A 19535-nucleotide genomic window follows, 5' to 3' on the forward strand; every position below is an offset into this window, starting at 1 on the left:
CCGCGCCATAAAACCTTTAAACCTGACACCCTGGCGCAATAAATCAGCGAATGTGAGGCCTGCCGCACGTAATTTCACAAGCGCCGATTTCCGTTAGCCCGCTAAGATTCCAGGTCACTGCTCCTGGAATCCACCCCATGTCGACACTCACTGCCTCAGCCACGGACAGCATCGACCCAATCCGTGCCGCTCATATCAGCGCGCGCATTGACCGCCTGCCCGCCGTCGCCACCGTCTGGCGCCTGGTGGCGTTGCTGTCGATTGGCGGTTTTTTTGAGCTGTATGACCTGTTCCAGACCGCCTACATCAGCCCCGGCTTGATCAGCGACGGGATTTTCCACACCGGCAGCGAAGGCGTATTCGGCTTCTCCGACCAGGCAGCGTTTGCCTCGGCGACCTTCCTGGGCCTGTTCCTCGGCGCCAGCCTGCTCAGCCCCATCGCCGACCGTTTCGGGCGCCGGGCAATCTTCACCTTCGCGCTGATCTGGTACACGATCGCCACGGTGTTGATGGGCATTCAGACGTCCGCCCTGGGCATCATCGGCATGCGCTTTCTGGTGGGCATTGGCTTAGGGATTGAGCTCGTGACCATCGACGCCTACCTCTCGGAACTGGTGCCCAAACGCATGCGCAGCTCGGCGTTTGCCTTTGCGTTTTTTATCCAGTTTCTGTCGGTGCCGGCGGTGGCGTTGATGTCGTGGTGGCTGGTGCCCCAGGCGCCGTTTGGCATCTCCGGCTGGCGCTGGGTGGTGTTGAGCAGCGCGGTGTTTGCGCTGTTTATCTGGCAACTGCGCAAACGCCTGCCAGAATCACCGCGCTGGCTCGCACAGAAAGGCCGCTTTGACGAAGCCGGGCAGATCATGGACAGCCTGGAGGCGCGCTGCCAGAAAGACCACGGCAAACCGCTGGATGAACCGGAGCCGCAAGCCGTCAGCGTGCAAGGCAACGGCCGCTTTGCCGATATCTGGCAACCGCCGTACCGGCGCCGGGCGTTGATGCTGATTGTGTTCCACGTGTTCCAGGCCATCGGCTTTTTCGGCTTTGGCAATTGGTTGCCAGCGTTGCTGTCGGGCCAGGGCGTGAGCGTGACCCACAGCTTGATGTACGCCTTTATCATCACCCTCGCCTACCCGCTGGGGCCGTTGCTGTTTGTGAAGGTAGCCAACCGCTTTGAAAACAAATGGCAAATCGTCGGCTCGGCCATGGGCGCGATGATCTTCGGCAGCCTGTTCGCCCTGCAAACCACAGCGCTGGGGCTGGTGATCTGCGGGGTGATGATCACCTTCTGCAACGCCTGGCTGAGCTTCAGCTATCACGCCTACCAAAGCGAACTGTTCCCGACCAACATCCGCGCGCGGGCAGTGGGGTTCTGCTATTCGTTCAGCCGCTTGTCCACGGTGTTCAGCAGTTTGTTGATCGGCTTTATCCTCGAACACTTGGGCACGCCTGGGGTGCTCGCGTTTATTGCCAGCAGCATGTTGATCGTGATGATCACCATCAGTTGGTTGGGGCCGCGTACGCGCAATTTGGCGTTGGAGAATATTGCGCACTGACGGCAACGCTTGGCCGCGAGCTGGACAATGTTTGCCGCGACGGCCGCACCCTCTCCAATAAAACCGGGGGCATCGCCTCCGGCACACTATTTGCTCCACCTGTGGCACCGAACATATCCACAGGTAACCGATCATGCTGGTTAACAACAACACTCAAGCTGTGTCGACCGTGCAACAGCTCAAGCGCCCCGACATGGACCCCGCCAACGCAGCCGCCAGCGCGCTGTACAGCGGTGCCGTGCAAGCCGCGCAGCAGAGCGTGACCGTGCCGACTGCGCAGAAGGACCTGGACAAGGCCAACGACCGTATCGACGAAGCCTTCGCCAAGACCCGTGTGCAGTTGCAAGCCACCACCGCCGCCCCTACGGCGTCGACGGATGTGCCGGCGGCCGGCTCGAGCACCAGCACCGCGCGTGCCGACTTCACCGACTACATGAGCAAAACCCCGGCCGAACGCATTCGCGAACAGCTGCTCAAGGAGCAGGGTTTGACTGAGGCAGAGGTGCAAGCCATGCCACAGGAAAAACAGGACGCAATTGCCAAGCAAGTGGCTGAGCGCATGAAGCAGCAGCAAGAGCAGCAAGTCGCGGCGAAGACCGCTGACCCGCAGGCACAGAGCGTGAAAGAGACCTTGGCTGCGATCTGACTACGTAGCTTTTGAGGAGGGGAGCAACTCTGCTCCCCTCCTTGCGCAAGTAACCTTCGCCTTGGGTAAATCGCAAAGCTCGCTGCCGGCCCAGGGCCGACAGCGAGCGCCAAGACGTTTACTGCAGCTGCAACGTCGAGTTGAACTGGCTGATCGCATCCACCACATGCCGTGAGCCTTCCTGAATCTCCAGGATCACCTGCCCCGCTTCATTCGCCAGTTCAACCCCCAGCCCCGTGCGACTCAGGCTCGACTGCATGCTCGACACCGCACTCAGCGACAGGTCGTGGTTCTTGCGCACGACATCAACAATTTCCACCGTCGCCTGGCTGGTACGTGCCGCGAGGCTGCGCACTTCGTCGGCCACTACCGCGAAGCCGCGCCCATGCTCGCCGGCCCGCGCCGCTTCAATCGCTGCGTTGAGCGCGAGCATGTTGGTTTGTTCGGCAATGCTGCGGATGGTCTGCACGATGGAGCCAATGATGTCCGACTGTTTGTTCACCGCATCGATGCTCTGGGCCGCCTGGTTCAAGTCGTTGGAAATGGCTTCGATGATTTGCACGGTTTGCTGCACCACCTGCGAACCTTTGCGTGCACAGGCGTCGTTTTGTACCGACGTGGCGTGGGCCGAATCGGCGGCGGTGCGCAGGGTGGTGACCTGCTCGGTGATGTCGCTGGCAAACTTCACCACTTTGTACAGGCGCCCGTTGGCGTCGAAGATCGGGTTGTAGGAGGCTTCCAGAAAAAGGGTTTTGCCGTATTTGTTTTTGCGTTCAAAGCGATGGGAGTGATATTCGCCGCGATTGAGCGAGGCCCAAAAGGCCTTGTACGCTGGGGATTCCACTTCGCCGCGATGGCAGAACATGCTGTGGTGCTGGCCGATGATTTCTTCACGTGAATACTGCACGGTGCGCAGGAAGTTGTCGTTGGCATTGAGGATCTGGCCTTGGGGCGTGAACTCAATCACCGCCATGGAGCGGCTGATGGCATCGATCAGGCTCTGGTTCTCGTGTTCACGGTGGACCCGTGCGGAAATATCCGACGCCACCTTGATCACGCTCTGCACCTGATTGCTGCTGTCCAGCACCGGCATGTAACTGGCCTCGAGCCACACCTCTTCGCCGCGCTTGTTCAGGCGCATGAACGTGCCGCTGAGGGCTTCGCCCCGCGCCAGGTCGCGCCAGAGTTTGGTGTAGGCCTCGGTGTGGGTGTAGGCCTCTTCGCAAAAGAGCCGGTGATGTTTGCCGCGAATCTCCTCGACGGTGTAGCCCATGGTTTTGCAAAAATTGGGGTTGGCGTCGAGGATCACGCCATTGCCGTCGAACTCGATCATCGCCATGGAGCGGCTGATGGCGGCGAGTTTGGCGTTAGCTTCGGTGAGGGCACAGGAGAAACGTTCGATTTCTTGCAGGTCGGATTGGTGGTGGCGGTTGAACATGGTCAGATCACCCTAGATTCCCGGCGCCCGTGGAAGGCGCATTCCATTCTTCAGTTGGCTATTGCTGGCACACCTTCATAGGGAAAAAACCATCCAAAACGCTATATATGCCAAACGTCATCAACGGTTCTGGGTGAGCATAGACTCGGCTTGGCGCTATGCAAGGCCATTATTCAGCCAGCATTTTTAACAATGCGCTGACGGCAGCCGAGGTCGGAAGGGCTGGTGAACCGACTAAGGCAAACTCACGGTACAGCGGGACCGTAAGCGGCATCACGCGCAGGCCGTTGCGCTGGGCCGGCAAGGCCATTTCAGGCACTAGGGTGACGCCGACGCCTTCGCGCACGAGGCTGTAGGCGCTGTTCCATTCGCGCACTTCCACGCGGATGTCGCGCAGGCTCAGCCCGGCGTCTACAGCCAGGCTGCGGGCATTGGCGGTACAGCCACCGGTGGCGAGCACGAAGGGTTGTTCGAGCAATTCCTCAAGCGACACGCTGGCATCGGCCGCACGCTGCGCCAGTGGATGGTGGGTCGGCAACACCGCCATCCACAGGCCGCGACCCAATACCGTGGCGTTGCGCTCGGGCTTGGGGTTGAGCACCACGCCCAGGTCGATCAGGCCGGCGTCGAGCAAGGTGTGCACTTCGCTGTCCGTGACGTCCAGGGTGGTGACCTCGATACCCGGGTTCAACTGACGAAAACGCTGCAACAACGGCGTCAGAACGGTCGCCAACACCATCGGGAAACTGGCGATGCGAATACTCCCACGCAGCAGCGGGCGCGCTTCATCCACCGTGGTGCGAATGGTTTGCAACGCCCCCATCATCACCCGCGCCTGCTCGATCACACTCAGCCCCAGCGCAGTGGGCAAGGTCTTGCGCGGCTCACGAGTGAACAGTTGCGCCCCCAGCGTCGCCTCCATGGACGCCATGGCCTGGCTCGCGGCGGACTGGGTCATGCCCACCTGTTCGGCAGCCGCCGTGATGCTGCCGTGATCGGCCACAGCCACCAACAAACGCCAGTGCATCAGGTTCATCATGGCAGTAGCTGTCCTTATGGATGGGGTTTGAAGGTTTAATTTTACGCAAGGTGCCATGCCCGTGAGACTGGCGCAAATCCAACGGAGCGGCCTTAGATGAAACTGTATTTTTCCCCCAATGCCTGTTCGCTCGCCCCGCATATCGTGCTGCGTGAATTGGCGTTGCCGTTCGAGCTGGTGCGGGTGAATAACCAGGCCAAAACCTTCGCCGGCGGCGAAGACTTCCTACAAATCAACCCCAAAGGCTACGTCGCGGCGCTGCAACTGGGCAACGGCGAAGTACTGACCGAGGCAAGCGCCATCCTGCAGTACCTGGCCGACCTGCAGCCCGCCGCCCACCTGGCCCCGGCCAATGGCAGCTGGGAGCGTGTGCGCTTGCAGGAATGGCTGAACTTTATCGCCAGCGAGATTCATGGCGGGCTGGCGATTTTCTTTAATGGTGCGATTCAGGGTGAAGTACGGGCGATGTTCCTGGCCACGTTGTACAAGCGGTTTGCGATTCTGGTGCAGACGTTGGAGCGTCAGGATTATCTGCTCGGCGCGCAGTATTCAGTGGCGGATACGTATTTGTTTGTGGTGCTGCGCTGGGCGGGGTTTCACGAGATTGATTTGCAGCAGTGGCCAGCGTTGGCGGCGTTTGAGCAGCGGATGGGTGAGCGGCAAGCTGTGATCGCCGCATTGGCCGCCGAAGCCGCATGACCTGAAATGCAATTCACTGTGGGAGCTGGCTTGCCTGCGATGGCGGTGAGGATTTCGTCGTTGGAAAAGTTGAGCGCGCCGATGTACAGGCCGTTGAGAAAGTCGATTCAGATCGGTTGCATTGTCTGCTCACTGATTAAAATCGGATGTTTTTGTGGCGAGCGGGCTTCCTGTGGCGAGCCCGCTCGCCACAACAGGCCCGCGGGTTGCAGGAAGCCTGGAGCGCGCCGATGTACAGGCCGTTGAGAAAGTCGATTCAGATCGGTTGCATTGTCTGCTCACTGATTAAAATCGGATGTTTTTGTGGCGAGCGGGCTTCCTGTGGCGAGCCCGCTCGCCACAACAGGCCCGCGGGTTGCAGGAAGCCCGCTGGCCGCAGGGTTTAGGGGGCCTTGAGCACGATCTGCTGCACATCGACCTTCTTGGGGATCAGGCCGTTGGCAAAAAACAGGTCGGCGGTGCGTTGCTGGTTGGCGATGTCCACGGCTTCCAGTGGGCGAATCGGTGCGGGTGAGCGGTGTTCGAAGTAGCTTTTGACCACGGCCGGTGGCAGGCCCAAAGTGTTGGCCATCAGTGCGATGCTGTCCTCGGGTTGGTCCAGGGACAGGCGCTGGGCCTTGGCGAGGGTCTTGATAATCGCGCCGACGGCCTGCGGGTGTTGTTTGGCAAACGGGCTGCTGACCACAAAGAAACTGCCGGCCGGGTTGAGGCCTTGGCCGTCGCCTAGCACACGGGCGGAACCGTCGACCACGGCAGCGGAGTAATACGGGTCCCACACCACCCAGGCATCAACCTTGCCTTGTTCGAACGCGGCGCGACCGTCGGACGGCGACAGGTACACCACGTTCACATCCTTCCATTGCAAACCGGCGCGCAGCAGGCTTTTGAGGAACAGGTTGTGCGCGCTGGAACCCTTGAGCAGCGCCACGCGCTTGCCCTTGAGTTCGGCCACGCTTTGAATCGTGCTGGCCTTGGGCACCAGCACCGCTTCGGTTTTACCCTCGTTGGGCTCGACGGCGAAGTACTGCAAATCGATGCCGGCGGCCTGGGCGAAGATCGGCGGGATGTCGCCGATATTGCCGATGTCCAGGCTGCCGCCGTTCAACGCCTCGATCAGCGGCGGGCCGCCGAGAAACTCAATCCATTGCACTTGGGTGCCGGGCAGTGCCTCTTCGAAAAGCTTGTGCTCACGGGCCAGCACCATGCTCACCGAGCTTTTCTGATAGCCGATGCGCAAGGTGGAAGGTTCGGCGGCTAAAACCGCTGCCGACAACACAACTGAAGCCAGCACGCGTGGGAACGATCTACAGGCTTGCCTTGACCTTGGCCGCCACGTCCGCTGGTACCCATTGTTGCCAGACTTGCGGTTGCTCTTTGAGGAACGCCAGCGCCACTTGGCGTGGCTGTTCACGTTTCTCGCTCATCTGCGCGAGGATGCCGTTGAGCAGGTCGATCGGCAGGTCGACTTTCTCAAACAACGTCACCAGTTGCGGGTACTGCGCCTTGAACGGCGCCGACACGCCAATCGCCAAGTGCGCGGGCATCGAGCGGGTGCCGATGGGGTGTGGGTTGTTGGCGTCGGCCAGGGTCTTCCAGGCTTGTGCGTTGAACGGCGGCTCCTCTAGCTTGATCAGCTTGAAGCGCCCGAGCAGCGGGGTCGGCGACCAGTAGTAGAACAACACCGGTTTGCCACGTCGGATCGACGACGCCACTTCGGCGTCCAGCGCCGCGCCGGAGCCGGTGCGGAAGTTGACGAAGGTATCGGTCAGGCCATACGCCTTGAGCTTCTGGCTGTTGACGATTTCCGAGGTCCAGCCGGTGGGGCTGTTGAGGAAGCGGCCACGGCTCGGGTCTTCGGGGTCGCGGAACACATCTTTATAGCGCGCCAGGTCGGCCACCGACTTGAGGTCCGGTGCCAGGGGTTTGATGCCGCGTTCGGCGTCGCCCTTGATCACGTATTCCGGCACCCACCAGCCTTCGGTGGCGCCTTTGACCGTGTCGCCCAGACCGAACACTTTGCCTTCGCTTTCAGCCTTGACCCACGCCGGACTGCGCCCGGCCCACTCTTCGCCGATCACCTGGATGTCGTCCTTAGCCAGGGCGGCTTCCAGGCTCACGGTGCTGCCGGGCAAGGTGTCGGTGGGCAGGCCGTAGCCTTTCTCGACGATCAGGCGCAGCACTTCAGTGATCAGGCTGCCGCTTTCCCAGGTGATGTCGCCGAAGTGGATCGGTTTGACCGGTTCACCAGCGGTGACTGGCTGGGCCAGGGCGGTGAGTGCCAGTAGCGAACCACCGAGCAGGTTTTTTAGTGTTCTCATGAGTAGCCTCTTGGAGATTCGATTCACAACACATTCAAAGTGGGCAGCTCCCACATTCGATCTGCGCAGTCGTCAAGATCGGTTGAACGTCATAACTGAGCCGCGTGCAGTGGAACGCGGCCGCGTGCAGTGGAACGCCCCTTCCGGCGCGGTCGGCGACAGGTAGCTGTGTTGCTGGCCCGGCGCCGGCGGCTGTTGAAGTCGTCGGGTTTGGTTGAGCGCGCGGGCCATGTAGTCACTGACCGAGCGCTGGGAAATCCCCAGTTCGGCAGCGATCTCGGGATACGTCAGGCCATTGAGTTGCGACAGCAGGAAGGTCGCCTTGACCTTGGCCGGCAAGCCGTCGAGCAACTGGTCGATGGCCTGCAGGGCTTCGAGCATTTGCGCCAGGTCTTCGAGCGAAGGCGCGGTGCAGGTTTCGTCGTTGCCCAGGGCGTCGAGGTAAGCGCGCTCCAGGTCACGGCGGCGCCACAGCTGGTACATCAGGCGCTGGGCGATGGTGGTGAGTAAGGCGCGGGGTTGGCGGATCGGCGTCACACCCGACGAACTCAGGAGTTGGACGAAGGCGTCGGCGGCGATGTCTTCGGCGTGGGCACGCGAATCCAAGTGGCGGTGCAAACGGCTGCACAGCCAGTCGTAATGACTGCGGAACAATCCGCCCACGTAATCGCAGTGTGAAGTGTCGGCGCCGGACATAGTGGCTCCATCTGAGTAGGTTGCGCGTTATGTCCGGTGTTCCGGTGGAGCGATCCTAGCAAGGCTGCTTATTCTTTAATAATATCTAAAAGGTATTTTTATATAACTTATCGTTCCAACCCTCTGCGTATGAAAGCGGGGTCCCAACAGCACGTGGTAGTCGTCTTCGCTGGCGGATAAAACTTCTTGAATACCCAGCGTTTCGACGACCTGCGGCAAGTCCTGCAACGCCAGGTTCATCGCCTGACGAATCTGCGCCACCTGTTCGTCGCGCAGATGCAGCGGCCCGATGTAGGGCAAGGTCGGGCTTGGCGCGCTATGGGTGACGATGCGCAGCCCCGCCACCTCCTGCGGGGCGAAAAGGGCGAGGTAGTCGTAGGTGACGCTGTCGATGGCGGCAAGGTCGGCGCAGTCTTCGCGCAGCCAACGCAGGCTTTCGCGGTGGGCGCCGCTGATGCCGACACGGGTGAAGAAACGGCCGTCGCGCTGCAACGGCGCGAGGCGTTCGCGCAGCAGGTTCATGCCGCTGTTGGAGTCGTGGCCGTTGATCACGCCGCGGCTGTTGTAGAAGTCCGCCAGGGCGGTGCGCGGGTTGTCGTCGCGGGTCAGCAGCAGGCTGCAATGTTCGCCGTGGCTGCTGTGGGCCAGCTCGTAACGTGGGCGCCCGATCACCCGCACCTGGCCGCGCAGTTGGGTCATCAGCGGGTAACCGCAGGTTTGCGTGACGAGCAGTTCGGGCGCCCGCCACAGGCTGTGCAAGTCGAGGTGGTCGGCGTTGCGCCGACTGAGGTTCAGGCGCTCAAATATGCGCGTCAGCCATTGCTGGTTGGCTTGCTGCACCGCTTCGGGCGCGACGTACATCAACAGCTCGGCATAGTGATCACTCATGGTCGTCTCTCACGCAAAAGGGTGCCGGGGGCTGTCGATGGCCTTGAGGCCGTGACGGCTGATCAACTGGCCGTAACCTTGCACCAGAAAACCACCGCTGCGCGCCACCCACTGTTCGCGGCGGGCGTGGTAGACCGTGGGCAGCAAGTACCAGGGCAGTTTCGGCAAGTCGTGGTGCACCAGGTGCAAGTTGTTGTTGAGAAACAGCCAGGTCCACGGCCAGGCGGCTTCGTTGAGCACGGTGCGCTGTTCCGGTTGCAGGTGCGGGCGGTGTTCATAGTAGGAACGGATCGAGGCCAGGGACAAGGCTGGCACGCTGACCAGCAGCAGGTAATGCCACACCGGCATTACGCTGAAGTGGGCGATAAAGCTGAGCATCAAGACCGTCACGGCGCCGTGGGCCAGCCACATCGGCCACACCTGTGGCAGGCGTTGAAATTCCTGGCGCGCCAATCGACCAATCGCCAGCGGGGCCGCGAGCAGGAAACGGCCGAGCACGGTTTTGGTCAACCAATGCACACCGCGCTTAAACAACGAGCTGTTGTCCCATTGGGATTGATTCAGGTAGCGGCTTTCCGGGTCGATGCCCGGCAGGGTCAGGTCTTCATCGTTGTGATGCAGCAGATGGCTGTTGCGGTACAGCGTGTAGGGGTACCACACGGCAAAGGGCGCGTAGCCGAGCAGTTTGTTTACGAAGAGGGAACGGGTGGGATGGCCGTGGAGCAATTCGTGTTGCACCGACAGCCACAGCGTCACCAACGGAACCAGCAACAGGGTGCTGAGCCACAGGCCCAGCCAAGGGCTGGCGAGCATCACAGAGAACCAGCCGGCATACACGCCGATCAGCAGCAGCCAGGTCGGCCATTCGGTTCTGGCGGTAAAGCGGTGCGCCAGGGCTTCGATTTCCCGGCGTTGGGTCAGATCAAGGTAGTTGGCCATCGGCAGCTCAGAGCAGGTGTTTCCTGCTCTGTGCAGCGAGACCTAAAAACCTTGCAGATCGTTTGGTTCTAAGCTTGTAACTCAGTGACCGAACAGGCCTGTCTCGGTTTTCTTAGCCTTCTTGTCGGCGCGCTTTTCATCGGCGGTTTTTGCCGGTTTCTTCTTCGCGGCTTTCTTTGAATCCATACCTTTGGCCATGATGCATGCTCCACTAAAAGGGGATGTAACAATGGGTATACCACCTATTGCCGGGCAGAAGGCGCTTATAATCCCCGGCCCTTGAAAACGCTGGCTTAAAGACCATGCCCGAACTGCTCATCGAACCGCTGGCAGAGCCACTGTGGCCGCTGCTGAACAAGTTTTACCGCAGCCATAATTCACCGATGAAGGCGCTTAAGGGCGGGCGTTTGTGGGTGGCGCGCGACGGCGAGATTGTGGCCGGGCTGTGCCTCACGCCCGTGGTCGGAGGGCAGTGGCTGACCGGCGTATTTGTTGACCCTGGGTTTCGCGGCCAAGGGTTGGCGGCGCGCTTGATTGTGCAGGCAGTGGCCGACGTGGAAGGAACGGTATGGCTGCTGTGCCATCCTGATTTGGAAGCTGTGTATCAGCGTATGGGTTTCAGCCAGGACACGGTGCTGCCGCAATCACTCAGCGAGCGGTGGGCGCGCTACAAACGTAACAAGCCAATGATTGCCATGGGCTTAGAACGTTTGGTGAGGTCGACTGCGGATAATGTGTGATCGACCTGTGCGGGGCCCGTGCTAGCCTCGGTGGCACAGTGACCCCTTACAGGACGATCATGAAAACGACGCTCGCAGCTCTATCCCTAGCCGCCCTGCTCTTTCCAGCGTTCAGCCAAGCAGCCGACGCCCCCATTACTGCCCAGCAATATTCAAGCGTATTGGCCGGCAGTTGGCGCGACCCGGCCAACAGCGCGCGTGACGGCTATCGCCATCCGCAGCAGACGTTGGCGTTTTTCGGCTTGGGCGCCAAGCAGACCGTGATAGAAATCACGCCAGGCGGTGGCTGGTACAGCGAAATACTGGCGCCACTGCTCAAGGACCACGGGCACTACATCGCCGCCGTGCAGGCCGCCAGCAGCAGCGCCTACGCGCGCACCTCCGAAGAAAACCTAAAGAAGAAATTCGCCGCCGACCCAACGCGATATGCCAAGGCCGACGTGGTGGAGTTCGACCCCAAGGCGCCGGTGTTCGGCAAACCTGCGACGGCGGATGCCGTGCTGACCTTTCGCAATGTGCATAACTGGGTGGCGGCGGATACCGCCAACGCCACGTTCACGGCGTTCTACAGCGTGCTCAAGCCGGGTGGCGTGCTGGGCGTGGAAGATCACCGCGCCAAGGACGGGGCCGATTTGGAAGCCATCAAGGACAGTGGTTACCTGACCACGGCCCAAGTGGTGAAACTGGCCACGGATGCCGGGTTCAAGCTGGCCGGGCAGAGTGAGGTGAACGCCAACCCCAAAGACACCAAGGATTATCCAGGTGGCGTGTGGACGTTGCCGCCGACGTTGAAGCTGGGGGAGCAGGATAAGGCTAAATATGTGGCGATTGGGGAGTCGGATCGGATGACGTTGCGGTTTGTGAAACCGGCCAAATAGTCTGAATGAACGCAACACCAATGTGGGAGCTGGCTTGCCAGCTCCCACATTTCTGATCAATGGTGTAGCTGTGGGAGCTGGCTTGCCAGCTCCCACATTTCTGATCAATGGTGTGTCAGGGGGCTATTCGTCCGCCGTGGGATCCATATCCGGAAACATCACTTCGATAAACCCGAACTTGCTGAAGTCGGTAATGCGCGATGGGTACAACCGGCCGATCAGGTGATCGCATTCATGCTGCACCACCCGCGCGTGGAAGCCTTCGGCGATGCGCACAATCGGCTCGCCCTTGGGGTCGAAACCCTCGTAGCGAATATGCTGATAACGGTCCACGGCGCCACGCAGGCCAGGCACGGACAGGCAGCCCTCGTAGCCCTCTTCCAGTACTGGGCTAAGCGGCGTGATCAATGGGTTGATCAGGATGGTCTGCGTCACCGGCGGTGCGTCCGGGTAGCGCTCGCTGGCCTCAAAGCCAAAGATCACCAGTTGCAGGTCGACGCCGATCTGCGGGGCGGCGAGACCGACACCGCCGACGTGCTCCATGGTCTGGAACATGTCATCAATCAACTGCCAAAGCTCGGGGCTGTCGAACATCTCCGGCGGAACCGGCGGTGCAATACGCAGCAGGCGCTCATCGCCCATTTTCAGAATTTCATGGATCATCGATCAGGCTCAATGGGTGTGGGCTTGGAGTGGTCCCGGCCTAGGCCTGAGACGTGCTGTTTTTCATCCGTGTAAGAACTTGCATCGGCGTTTTCTTCAAACTCCTTTTCCCCCGGGTCCTTGCCTTCAGCCGACATGTGTTCGATCACGGCATTCATCTCCGCGCCCAGCAACAGCACGGCAGCGGAAATGTAGAAGTACAGGAGCAGGACGATGATCGCACCGATACTGCCATACATGGCGTTGTAGTCGGCGAAGGTTTTGACGTAGTAACCAAAGCCCAGGGAAGCAACGATCCACACCACCACGGCGAGCACCGAGCCTGGAGTGATGAAGCGGAATTTCTGCTCTACATCGGGCATCACGTAATACATGAGGGCCACGGCGAACATCAGCAAAATCACGATCAGCGGCCAACGCAGGATGGTCCACAAGGTGACCACAAATTCCTGCATGCCGATCTGCCCGGCGAGCCACCCCATCACCTGCGGGCCAAGCACCATCAACGCGGCGGCGGCGAGCAGCATGCCGGCGATGCCGACGGTGTAGAACACCGAGAGCGGGAAGCGCTTCCAGATCGGTCGACCTTCGACCACGTCGTAGGCGGCGTTCATCGCGCTCATCATCAGGCGAACGCCCGCCGAGGCAGTCCACAACGCAATCACGATACCGACGGACAGCAAGCCACCCTTGGATTGCTGCAACTGGTCGATCACCGGGTTGACCTGTTCCAGCGCCTGGGGCGGCAACACCAGTTCCGACTGCAAGCGCAGCCAGGTGAAGAAGTCCGGCAGGTGCAGGAAGCCGATCAGGGCAATGAGAAACAGCAGGAAGGGGAACAACGAGAACAGCATCTGGTAAGCCAGTGCCGAGGCATAGGTGGGCATTTCGTCATCGACGAATTCCTTGACGGTGCGCACCAGCACTTTGTGGAGCTTGAGGCCGTCTAGTACCGGAAAAATCATAGCGTCTCCTTTCGCCGCAAAAAGAGTGAGGTCGTGGGCGACTCAGGGGCCGTTTTCTACATTAAAAGTAGCCTACTTGGCGACTTTGAAACAATTACCAGATTTTAGTTTCAACGTAAGACATAAAAACGGCCATCCGTGGATGGCCGTCGGGCTGCACGCATACAGCCAGCGATTCAGGCTTACTTGGTGGCCTTGTTAATCGCGTCTTTGGTATCGCCGACGGCTTTTTGCACTTCACCTTTCTTTTCCTGCACCACGCCTTCAGCGCGCAGCTTGTCGTTGCCGGTGACTTTGCCGACACCTTGCTTGATGTTGCCGACGGCTTCGTTAGCCAAACCTTTTGCCTTATCCGATGTGCTGCTCATGGTATTTCTCCTGGAACAATCGAGGTTTTTGGTCATTACGTAGAGATTGACCTGAAGCCGTTCAGCAGAGTTTCAATTATTTTTCAGCGCGCATTTCATCGCCGCCTGCAGGTTTGGCTTTATGTTTTGCGGCCAACCCACGAGAATGCGCGGCACATTCAGGCTATAACGCTGAATAACAGATCCCGTAGGAAGGTTATGAAACTCAATAAAGCACAGGCCATCGCCCGCAGAAACCAGGAACTGGGCGGTGCCGTACTCGGCGTCAACAACTGCCACTTCACCGACCTGGACCACAAACGCAACATCTGGTGGTTCGACCTGCCGGTGGGCCGTATTGCCGTGGGCCAGTTCGAGTGGGTTCACCTGTTGATGCACAACGCCGAGTCCGACCAGTTGCTGCACCTGAAGGTGCCGACGGCGTTCCTGCGTGAAAAGTTCGAAGGGCTGGTGGTGCGCAATGCAGGCAAGCGCAAGCCGGAGATCACCCTGGAGTTGAGTGCGGACAAAGATTCGTTCTTGAAAGATGTGCGCCCGGCGGGTGCTGGCGTGAGCTTCGCGCAGTTCGCCCTGTAACAACGCGGTAAAAATAATGTGGGAACTGGCTTGCCTGCGATGGCGGTGGGTTAGCCACATTGCAGTGGCAGAGCTATCGCAGCAATCCAGCTCCCACAGAGGCTAGTGTTTCGCCAGCAGCAGGCAATAAAAAACCCCGCATTGGCGGGGTTTCTTATTGGGTTACTTTTTAAGTCCCAGCTTCTTCAGTTCTTCATCGCGCAACTCACGGCGCAGGATCTTGCCTACGTTGGTGGTCGGCAACGCATCACGGAACTCCACGGCCTTGGGCACCTTGTAGCCGGTGACATTGGCGCGCATGTGTTCCATCACCTGGTCCTTGGTCAGGGTCGCCCCCGGCTTGACCACGATGAAGATCTTAATGTGCTCCCCGGACTTATCATCCGGCACGCCGATGGCCGCGCATTGCAGCACGCCCGGCAGGGTCGCCAGCACGTCTTCCAGCTCGTTGGGGTAGACGTTGAAGCCGGAGACCAGAATCATGTCTTTCTTGCGGTCGACAATGCGCATGTAGCCATCCGGCTGGATGATCGCGATGTCACCGGTCTTCAACCAGCCTTCGCTGTCGAGGATCTCGGCGGTGGCATCTTCGCGCTGCCAGTAGCCCTTCATCACTTGCGGGCCTTTGACGCACAGCTCGCCGATTTCACCGAGGGCCAACTCGACGCCGTCATCGGTGATGACTTTGCACACCGTCGATGGCACTGGAATGCCGATGGTGCCGATCTGGATGTTCTGAATCGGGTTGACCGTCGCCACAGGGCTGGTTTCGGTCATGCCGTAACCTTCGCAGATGTTGCAACCGGTCACGTCTTTCCAACGCTCGGCAGCTGCCAATTGCAGCGCCATGCCACCCGACAGGGTGACTTTCAGCGCGGAAAAATCCAGCTTGCGAAAGCCTTCGTTGTTGCACAGCGCCACGAACAGGGTGTTCAGGCCGACAAAGCCGCTGAACTTCCACTTCGACAGTTCCTTAACCATCGCCGGCAAGTCGCGCGGGTTGCTGATCAGGATGTTGTGGTTGCCGATCAGCATCATCGCCATGCAATGAAAGGTGAAGGCATAGATGTGGTACAGCGGCAGCGGCGTGATCAGGATCTCGCAGCCTTCGTTGAGGTTGGAGCCCATCAGCGCCTTGCACTGCAACATGTTGGCGACCAGGTTGCGGTGGGTGAGCATCGCGCCCTTAGCCACCCCGGTGGTGCCGCCGGTGTATTGCAGCACGGCGACATCGTCGCTCGCCGGGCTGGCATCGCTGACCGGTTGGCCGTGCCCCTTGGCCAGCACGTCGTTGAACTTGATCGCCTTGGGCAGGTGATAGGCCGGGACCATTTTCTTCACGTACTTGATGACGCTGTTGATCAGCAGGCGCTTGAATGGCGACAACAGGTCAGCGACTTCGGTGACGATCACATGTTTGACGGCGGTCTTGGGCACGACTTTTTCAGCCAGGTGCGCCATGTTCGCCAAGCACACCAGGGCCTTGGCCCCGGAATCATTGAATTGGTGTTCCATTTCCCGCGCGGTGTACAGCGGGTTGGTGTTGACCACGATCAGGCCAGCACGAATGGCGCCGAACACGGCAACCGGGTATTGCAGGACGTTGGGCAGTTGCACGGCGATTCGATCGCCAGGCTTCAAGTCGGTATGCTGTTGCAGGTAGGCGGCGAAAGCGCCGGACAATTCGTACAGTTCACCGTAGGTGATTGTCTTGCCCAGGTTGCTGAAAGCCGGTTTGTTGGCGAAGCGCTGGCAGGACTGTTTCAGTACCGCCTGAATATTTTGATACTCGTCTGGATTGATGTCTGCAGCAATCCCGGCGGGGTACTTATCCTTCCAAAAGTCTTCGTTCATGGAAGCCCACTCCTCAGCGACGCGAATTCATCATCGCATTTGATGCGATTATTATTGGTGTATGTTTTTTTAAGGTGAGTCTGGCGCTTTCAAGCAGGCCGAGAAGTCACAAAGCGCGCCGAGAGTAGCAGCTTTGCCAAGGGCCGCCTAGAGCCAAGAGAGGGCCCTACAGTCATAAACATGACTCAAGAATACCCAGTGGTCATTTTTAGAGCAAAGATTCTATATCTTTGAAAGTCGCTCTGGAATGGGCCTTTCAGCGCGATAAATAACAATGTGGGAGCGGGCTTGGAACGTCCAGTCGATGAATTAGGTGACTGATACACCGTTATCGCAGGCAAGCCCGCTCCCACATTTTTGAAGCCTATTTCACATCAAGCGATGTCGCGCAGCTCCCTGCGCAGAATCTTGCCCACCGGCGTCATCGGCAATGACTCGCGCAACACAATGTGCTTGGGCACCTTGTACCCGGTGAAGTTGGTCTTGCAGTACGCCTTCAGTTCTTCAAGGCTCACACCCTGGGCACGCGCCACCACAAACAGCTTCACCGCCTCACCGGTACGGTCATCCGGCACGCCGATCACTGCGCAGTTGGCGACCGCCGGGTGGGCCATCACCACGTCTTCGATCTCGTTGGGGTATACGTTGAAGCCCGAGACGATGATCAAGTCCTTCTTGCGATCGACAATGCTCACGTAGCCATCGGCGTCGATCACCGCAATATCACCGGTTTTCAGCCAGCCTTCAGCGTCCAAGGCCTCGGCGGTGGCGGCCGGTTGCTGCCAGTAGCCCTTCATCACCTGCGGGCCCTTGATGCACAGTTCGCCGCGCTCGCCCAACGGCAACTCGTGGCCCTCGTCATCAATCACTTTGATGCCCGTGCCGGGCACCGGAATGCCTACGGTGCCGAGGCGCGATAGGCCGCCGTAGGGGTTGGTGCTGGCCACCGGTGAGGTTTCGGTCAGGCCGTAGCCTTCGCCGATGGAGCAACCGGTCAGCGCCTTCCAGCGCTCGGCCGTGGCCTTGATCAAGGCGGTGCCGCCAGAGTTAGTGATCTTGAGGTGGGAGAAGTCCAGGGTCTTGAAATCCGGGTGGTCCATCAGCGCCACGAACAGCGTGTTCAGCCCCAACAGACCGGAGAACCGCCACTTTTTCAGTTCCTTGATAAAGCCGCCAATGTCGCGCGGGTTGGTGATCAACACGTTGTGGCTGCCGGTCACCATCATGCACATGCAGTTCGCCGTAAATGCATAGATGTGGTACAGCGGCAGCGGCGCGATCATCACCTCCTGCCCTTCCTTGATCAGCGGCTGGCCGTCATCGCCGACCTGGGACATGCACGCCCGCACCTGCTGCATATTGGCGACCAGGTTGCCGTGGGTGAGCATCGCGCCCTTGGCCAGGCCGGTGGTGCCGCCGGTGTATTGCAGCACGGCGATGTCATCCAGGGTCACCGGGTGCCGGGTCAGGCTTTGGCCCGCGCCCATGCGCAAGGCGCGTTTGAACGACACAGCGCGTGGGAGGTTGTAGGCCGGGACCATCTTCTTGACTTTGTCGACCACGGTGTTGATCAACCAACCTTTGGCGGCCGGCATGAAGTCACCCATCTTAGCTTCGATCAGGTAGTCGATCTCGGTATCGGCGCACACTTCCTGCACCCGCGAACCAAACAGGTTGAGATAGACCAACGCGCGAATGCCGGCATCCTTGAACTGGTGGCGCATCTCGCGCGGGGTGTACAGCGGGTTGGTATTGACCACGATGAGCCCGGCGCGCAATGCGCCGAACACGGCAATCGGGTAATGCAGCACGTTGGGCATCTGCACCGCGATACGGTCGCCCGGCTTGAGGTCGGTGTGCTGTTGCAGGTAACCGGCGAACGCCGCACTGTGGCGCTCAAGCTCGGCGTAAGTCAGGGTAATGCCCATGTTGCTGAACGCCGGACGGTCGGCAAAGGCTTTGCAGGAACGTTCGAAGACTTCCACCACCGACTTGTACGTGGTGAGGTCGATGGCATTGGGAACGCCCGCCGCGCGTTTGTCATTCCAGAAATCAGGTTGCATTATTCTTGTCCTCTTACCTGAGTGTGTCCGGCCGCTTTTATGAAGGTTTAAAAAGCGGAGCTTTGAGGACGTTAGCAGCTATGGCCAAACAGGCATACCAAGAAATACAACCAACTGTGTCATTTATTGTATGAATCTTGCGCCCAACGTGTAGGCAGATACACCAGCCTCTGGCAGATGAGCTATACACTGCAACGACTCTGAGCAAAGGAAGCGCCATGAACCACAGCACCTTCTGGCTGACCGCGAATGACCGCAGCCGCCTGTACGTCAATCAATGGCTGCCGGAAGGCCAAGCCCGGGCCATGATCATGCTGTCCCACGGCATGGCCGAGCACAGCGGGCGTTATGCGCGCCTAGCCGAGGCCTTGTGCGCCGCCGGCTACGGCCTGTACGCCCTGGACCAGCGCGGCCACGGCCGCACCGCCGACGAAGGGACGCTGGGGCTATACGCCGAAAAGGATGGTTGGACCAAAGTGGTGGGCGACCTCGCCAGCCTCAACCAGCACATCGGCCAGCAGCAGCCGGGTTTGCCGATCATTTTGCTGGGCCACAGCATGGGCAGTTATATCGCCCAGGCCTACCTGTTGCACCACAGCGCCAGTTTGAATGGCGCAATTCTCAGTGGTTCGAATTTCCAGCCGGTGGCGCTGTACCGCGCCGCTAAGGTCATTGCCAGAATCGAACGCGCACGCCAGGGCTTGCGCGGGCGCAGTGCGCTGATCGAGTTCCTGTCGTTCGGCTCGTTCAACAAGGCGTTCAAGCCTACCCGCACCGCCTTTGATTGGCTCAGCCGCGACCCGGTTGAAGTCGACAAGTACATCAACGACCCGCTCTGCGGCTTCCGTTGCACTAACCAGCTATGGATCGACCTGCTGGGCGGCTTGCAGCAAATCAGCAAAGCGTCCAATCTCACGCAGATCGACCCGGGCCTGCCGCTCCTGATAATGGGCGGCGAATGTGATCCGGTGAGTGAAGGCAAGCGTCTCAAAAGTCTGGCCCATGCACTGCGTGAGGCCGGCTGCCAGAACCTGCAACTGAATATTTACCCGCAGGCGCGTCACGAAGTGTTCAATGAAACCAATCGCGACGAAGTCACAGCAGATGTGCTGAGGTGGCTCGAGCAGGCCCTGGCGTTGCACAGGCCGACCCGCTGCGAGTAACTGCTCCTTTAAAATCAGCCCCTTAAAATCAACCGTTTAAAATCAGATA

The 19535-nt window shown here is 59.7% G+C and carries 19 protein-coding genes and 1 pseudogene; 7 read left to right on the top strand and 13 right to left on the bottom strand.

Going from position 1 to position 19535, the window contains the following annotated elements:
- The first annotated feature begins 137 nt into the window (after nucleotides 1-137).
- Together GJU48_RS18595 and GJU48_RS18600 are read left to right on the top strand one after the other, a co-directional pair.
- Nucleotides 138-1553, top strand: coding sequence for an MFS transporter (locus GJU48_RS18595; RefSeq protein WP_094952577.1), 1416 nt, complete (start codon nucleotides 138-140; stop codon nucleotides 1551-1553).
- Between the two features lie 133 nt (nucleotides 1554-1686).
- Nucleotides 1687-2199, top strand: coding sequence for a hypothetical protein (locus GJU48_RS18600; protein ID WP_094952578.1), 513 nt, complete (start codon nucleotides 1687-1689; stop codon nucleotides 2197-2199).
- A gap of 118 nt (nucleotides 2200-2317) precedes the next feature.
- Here the strand turns inward: GJU48_RS18600 and GJU48_RS25765 are convergent, their stop codons facing one another.
- From GJU48_RS25765 to GJU48_RS18610, 3 genes and pseudogenes are all read right to left on the bottom strand, one after another.
- A complete protein-coding gene (locus tag GJU48_RS25765; protein ID WP_371917704.1) occupies nucleotides 2318-2890 on the bottom strand; it encodes a methyl-accepting chemotaxis protein in 573 nt (190 codons plus the stop codon).
- A gap of 18 nt (nucleotides 2891-2908) precedes the next feature.
- A pseudogene (locus tag GJU48_RS25770) lies at nucleotides 2909-3637 on the bottom strand (PAS domain-containing protein); the annotation flags it as partial.
- Nucleotides 3638-3806: 169 nt separating this feature from the next.
- Nucleotides 3807-4676, bottom strand: a complete 870-nt coding sequence (locus tag GJU48_RS18610; protein ID WP_094952581.1) for a LysR family transcriptional regulator — start codon at nucleotides 4674-4676, stop codon at nucleotides 3807-3809.
- Between the two features lie 96 nt (nucleotides 4677-4772).
- On the opposite strand from GJU48_RS18610, the gene gstA reads away from it, so the two are divergent.
- Nucleotides 4773-5375, top strand: coding sequence for a glutathione transferase GstA (gene gstA, locus GJU48_RS18615; RefSeq protein WP_094952582.1), 603 nt, complete (start codon nucleotides 4773-4775; stop codon nucleotides 5373-5375).
- A gap of 382 nt (nucleotides 5376-5757) precedes the next feature.
- Here the strand turns inward: gstA and GJU48_RS18620 are convergent, their stop codons facing one another.
- From GJU48_RS18620 to GJU48_RS18640, 5 genes are all read right to left on the bottom strand, one after another.
- Nucleotides 5758-6666, bottom strand: coding sequence for an aliphatic sulfonate ABC transporter substrate-binding protein (locus tag GJU48_RS18620; RefSeq protein ID WP_155296067.1), 909 nt, complete (start codon nucleotides 6664-6666; stop codon nucleotides 5758-5760).
- 13 nt (nucleotides 6667-6679) lie between these two features.
- Nucleotides 6680-7693 (bottom strand): ABC transporter substrate-binding protein, encoded by a 1014-nt coding sequence (locus GJU48_RS18625; protein ID WP_094952584.1) that lies wholly within the window; start codon nucleotides 7691-7693, stop codon nucleotides 6680-6682.
- Nucleotides 7694-7765: 72 nt separating this feature from the next.
- On the bottom strand, nucleotides 7766-8389 hold the full coding sequence (locus GJU48_RS18630) for a sigma-70 family RNA polymerase sigma factor (protein WP_256671161.1): 624 nt from the start codon (nucleotides 8387-8389) through the stop codon (nucleotides 7766-7768).
- Between the two features lie 75 nt (nucleotides 8390-8464).
- Nucleotides 8465-9277 (bottom strand): phosphate/phosphite/phosphonate ABC transporter substrate-binding protein, encoded by an 813-nt coding sequence (locus GJU48_RS18635; RefSeq protein ID WP_155296068.1) that lies wholly within the window; start codon nucleotides 9275-9277, stop codon nucleotides 8465-8467.
- 9 nt (nucleotides 9278-9286) lie between these two features.
- Entirely contained in the window at nucleotides 9287-10216 is a 930-nt protein-coding gene (locus tag GJU48_RS18640; RefSeq protein WP_094952586.1) for a fatty acid desaturase, read from the bottom strand.
- Nucleotides 10217-10518: 302 nt separating this feature from the next.
- Between GJU48_RS18640 and GJU48_RS18645 the strand changes: the two genes are divergently transcribed.
- Both GJU48_RS18645 and GJU48_RS18650 read left to right on the top strand, forming a co-directional pair.
- Nucleotides 10519-10956 (top strand): GNAT family N-acetyltransferase, encoded by a 438-nt coding sequence (locus GJU48_RS18645; protein WP_094952587.1) that lies wholly within the window; start codon nucleotides 10519-10521, stop codon nucleotides 10954-10956.
- A 59-nt stretch (nucleotides 10957-11015) separates the two neighbouring features.
- Nucleotides 11016-11834, top strand: coding sequence for a class I SAM-dependent methyltransferase (locus GJU48_RS18650; protein WP_094952588.1), 819 nt, complete (start codon nucleotides 11016-11018; stop codon nucleotides 11832-11834).
- A 123-nt stretch (nucleotides 11835-11957) separates the two neighbouring features.
- Here the strand turns inward: GJU48_RS18650 and def are convergent, their stop codons facing one another.
- The 3 genes from def to GJU48_RS18665 all read right to left on the bottom strand — a co-directional run bounded on the left by def (nucleotide 11958) and on the right by GJU48_RS18665 (nucleotide 13830).
- The gene (def, locus tag GJU48_RS18655) at nucleotides 11958-12497 is read right to left on the bottom strand and encodes a peptide deformylase (protein WP_094952589.1); all 540 of its coding nucleotides are present in this window, start codon (nucleotides 12495-12497) and stop codon (nucleotides 11958-11960) included.
- Nucleotides 12494-13462 carry a YihY/virulence factor BrkB family protein gene (locus GJU48_RS18660; RefSeq protein ID WP_094952590.1) on the bottom strand — a complete coding sequence of 323 codons (969 nt, stop codon included), beginning with the start codon at nucleotides 13460-13462 and terminating at the stop codon, nucleotides 12494-12496. The genes def and GJU48_RS18660 overlap by 4 nt, the downstream gene beginning before the upstream one ends.
- Before the next feature lie 182 nt (nucleotides 13463-13644).
- Nucleotides 13645-13830: a CsbD family protein gene (locus GJU48_RS18665; RefSeq protein ID WP_094952591.1), complete on the bottom strand. Its 186-nt coding sequence runs from the start codon at nucleotides 13828-13830 to the stop codon at nucleotides 13645-13647.
- A 198-nt stretch (nucleotides 13831-14028) separates the two neighbouring features.
- Here GJU48_RS18665 and GJU48_RS18670 point away from each other — a divergent pair, with 198 nt between their 5' ends.
- Nucleotides 14029-14406 (top strand): hypothetical protein, encoded by a 378-nt coding sequence (locus GJU48_RS18670; RefSeq protein WP_094952592.1) that lies wholly within the window; start codon nucleotides 14029-14031, stop codon nucleotides 14404-14406.
- 162 nt (nucleotides 14407-14568) lie between these two features.
- Here the strand turns inward: GJU48_RS18670 and fadD1 are convergent, their stop codons facing one another.
- Nucleotides 14569-16260 (bottom strand): long-chain-fatty-acid--CoA ligase FadD1, encoded by a 1692-nt coding sequence (fadD1, locus tag GJU48_RS18675; protein WP_094953904.1) that lies wholly within the window; start codon nucleotides 16258-16260, stop codon nucleotides 14569-14571.
- A gap of 374 nt (nucleotides 16261-16634) precedes the next feature.
- Nucleotides 16635-18323: a long-chain-fatty-acid--CoA ligase FadD2 gene (gene fadD2 / locus GJU48_RS18680; RefSeq protein ID WP_094953818.1), complete on the bottom strand. Its 1689-nt coding sequence runs from the start codon at nucleotides 18321-18323 to the stop codon at nucleotides 16635-16637.
- Nucleotides 18324-18541: 218 nt separating this feature from the next.
- Between fadD2 and GJU48_RS18685 the strand changes: the two genes are divergently transcribed.
- Nucleotides 18542-19486, top strand: coding sequence for an alpha/beta hydrolase (locus GJU48_RS18685; protein ID WP_094953817.1), 945 nt, complete (start codon nucleotides 18542-18544; stop codon nucleotides 19484-19486).
- Nucleotides 19487-19535 lie beyond the last annotated feature (49 nt).

The organism is Pseudomonas sp. IB20 (assembly GCF_009707325.1).
In the GTDB taxonomy this organism is placed as follows: Bacteria; Pseudomonadota; Gammaproteobacteria; order Pseudomonadales; family Pseudomonadaceae; genus Aquipseudomonas.

Bases quoted from the DNA above. Each gene is read 5' to 3' on its own strand.
- GJU48_RS18625 (WP_094952584.1), bottom strand. From the start codon at position 7,693: ATGAGAACACTAAAAAACCTGCTCGGTGGTTCGCTACTGGCACTCACC.
- GJU48_RS18635 (WP_155296068.1), bottom strand. From the start codon at position 9,277: ATGAGTGATCACTATGCCGAGCTGTTGATGTACGTCGCGCCCGAAGCG.
- GJU48_RS18685 (WP_094953817.1), top strand. From the start codon at position 18,542: ATGAACCACAGCACCTTCTGGCTGACCGCGAATGACCGCAGCCGCCTG.
- GJU48_RS18595 (WP_094952577.1), top strand. From the start codon at position 138: ATGTCGACACTCACTGCCTCAGCCACGGACAGCATCGACCCAATCCGT.
- GJU48_RS18670 (WP_094952592.1), top strand. From the start codon at position 14,029: ATGAAACTCAATAAAGCACAGGCCATCGCCCGCAGAAACCAGGAACTG.
- GJU48_RS18665 (WP_094952591.1), bottom strand. From the start codon at position 13,830: ATGAGCAGCACATCGGATAAGGCAAAAGGTTTGGCTAACGAAGCCGTC.
- gstA (WP_094952582.1), top strand. From the start codon at position 4,773: ATGAAACTGTATTTTTCCCCCAATGCCTGTTCGCTCGCCCCGCATATC.
- GJU48_RS18630 (WP_256671161.1), bottom strand. From the start codon at position 8,389: ATGTCCGGCGCCGACACTTCACACTGCGATTACGTGGGCGGATTGTTC.
- GJU48_RS18645 (WP_094952587.1), top strand. From the start codon at position 10,519: ATGCCCGAACTGCTCATCGAACCGCTGGCAGAGCCACTGTGGCCGCTG.
- GJU48_RS18660 (WP_094952590.1), bottom strand. From the start codon at position 13,462: ATGATTTTTCCGGTACTAGACGGCCTCAAGCTCCACAAAGTGCTGGTG.
- fadD2 (WP_094953818.1), bottom strand. From the start codon at position 18,323: ATGCAACCTGATTTCTGGAATGACAAACGCGCGGCGGGCGTTCCCAAT.
- GJU48_RS18650 (WP_094952588.1), top strand. From the start codon at position 11,016: ATGAAAACGACGCTCGCAGCTCTATCCCTAGCCGCCCTGCTCTTTCCA.
- def (WP_094952589.1), bottom strand. From the start codon at position 12,497: ATGATCCATGAAATTCTGAAAATGGGCGATGAGCGCCTGCTGCGTATT.
- fadD1 (WP_094953904.1), bottom strand. From the start codon at position 16,260: ATGAACGAAGACTTTTGGAAGGATAAGTACCCCGCCGGGATTGCTGCA.
- GJU48_RS18640 (WP_094952586.1), bottom strand. From the start codon at position 10,216: ATGGCCAACTACCTTGATCTGACCCAACGCCGGGAAATCGAAGCCCTG.
- GJU48_RS18610 (WP_094952581.1), bottom strand. From the start codon at position 4,676: ATGATGAACCTGATGCACTGGCGTTTGTTGGTGGCTGTGGCCGATCAC.
- GJU48_RS18600 (WP_094952578.1), top strand. From the start codon at position 1,687: ATGCTGGTTAACAACAACACTCAAGCTGTGTCGACCGTGCAACAGCTC.